This is a genomic window from Acidiferrimicrobium sp. IK, assembly GCF_025499425.1.
Lineage (GTDB): Bacteria > Actinomycetota > Acidimicrobiia > Acidimicrobiales > Palsa-688 > Acidiferrimicrobium.
Genome location: NZ_JAIMCB010000038.1, coordinates 1 through 1,563, shown reverse-complemented (window position 1 = coordinate 1,563; position 1,563 = coordinate 1). Strand labels below are relative to the sequence as shown.

1 protein-coding gene is annotated in these 1,563 nt (G+C 71.0%); it reads left to right on the top strand.

What is annotated here, in order from left to right:
- Positions 1–79 precede the first annotated feature (79 nt).
- Positions 80–1,498 (top strand): IS66 family transposase, encoded by a 1,419-nt coding sequence (tnpC, locus tag K6U06_RS24450; protein WP_262324608.1) that lies wholly within the window; start codon positions 80–82, stop codon positions 1,496–1,498.
- The last annotated feature ends 65 nt before the right edge of the window (positions 1,499–1,563 follow it).

The window sequence follows — 1,563 nt, the reverse complement described above, 5'->3', positions numbered from 1 at the left end:
GTACTTGTTTAGCGAGGTGTTGGTCGCGCGGTGAGTGAGGGTCCACCACGGAGCGCGCGACGCCGGGCAGGCTGGTGGGGTGGACGCCGCCGATCGCCTCGCCGTGTTGGAGGCGGCGGTGGCCCGCTTGGAAGCGCTGGTGGCCGAGCAGGCAGCGGAGATCGTGTTGAAAGACGGGGCGTTGATCGCCCAGCGGGACCGGATCGACGAGCTCGAGCGGGCGCTCGAAGACGTCCGCCGGGGCGGCAAACGCCAGGCGGCGCCGTTCTCGAAGGGCAACATCGAGCGTCACCCCAAACGGCCTGGCCGCAAGGGCGGTGACGCGCATGGCCGCCACGGACACCGGGCCGCCCCTGCGGGGCCGCCGGATCGGGTGCTCGATGCGGGACTGCCCGTCGCCTGCCCTGACTGCGGTGCCACGGTGGTCTGTGACCGGGTCGAGGAGCAGTGGCAGGTTGACATCCCGCCGAAGGTCGCGGCGACGGTCACCCGTTTCGACGTGGAGGTCGGCCACTGCGGCGGGTGCGGCAAGCGGGTGCAGGGCCGTCACGCCGAGCAGACCTCCCAGGCGTTGGGTGCTGCCGCCTCTTCGGTGGGCCCGAACGCCAAAGCGCTCGGCGCCTGGCTGCACTACAGCTTGGGCCTGTCGTTCGAGCGGACCGCCGCGGTGCTGGCCCGGTTCGGGATCACCGTGACGCGGGCCGCGATCGCGCAGGCGTCGGCCACCTCCGCCTCCCGGGAACTGGTGGCGGTGCACGCTGAGCTGGTCACAGCAGCGAACCGGTCCCCGGTGCTGACCATGGATGAGACCGGCTGGCGTGTCGGCGGGGACGGGGCGTGGATGTGGGTGGCCACCAACAGCGGGCTCACCCTCTACTGGGTCACCGCCGGCCGAGGGTTCCCTGACGCCACCGAGACGATCACGGCTGACTATGCGGGCACGATCGTGCGTGACGGCTGGGTCGTTTACAACCGCTACGACCACGCCACCCACCAGTCGTGCCTGGCTCACCTGCTGCGACGCTGCCATGAGATGGAAGCCGATCTCGCCGGCGTAGATCGCAAGATCCCCCGCCAGGTCAAGGCGATCCTGGGTGACGCTCTCGCCGCCAGGGACCTCGACGCCCCGGCGAGAGCGGCCGCCGCAGTCGAACTCGCCGGCCGCGTCGAGCGCCTCGCCGGCCGCCCCGTCGCTCATGACGCGAACCGCCGGCTGATCAAACATCTCGCTGCTCAAGCCCCCCACCTCTTCACTTTCCTCACCGCCGGCGAGGCGGCCGATGTCGACGCCACCAACTGGCGGGCCGAGACCGGGATCCGACCCGCCGTCGTCAACCGCAAAACCTGGGGCGGGAACCGCACCTGGAACGGGGCGCGCACCCAAGGGATCATCGCCAGCATCCTGCGCACCGCCACCCAGCACGGCCACGACGCCGTCGGCTACCTCGCCGACCGGGCCCGAGCACCCGACCCCGGCCTCGCCATCCTCCTGGCCTGACGCCCCACACAACCGACACATTCACGCCACCTACTTCAACGCGGGCGCCCCGCTAAACAAGTACG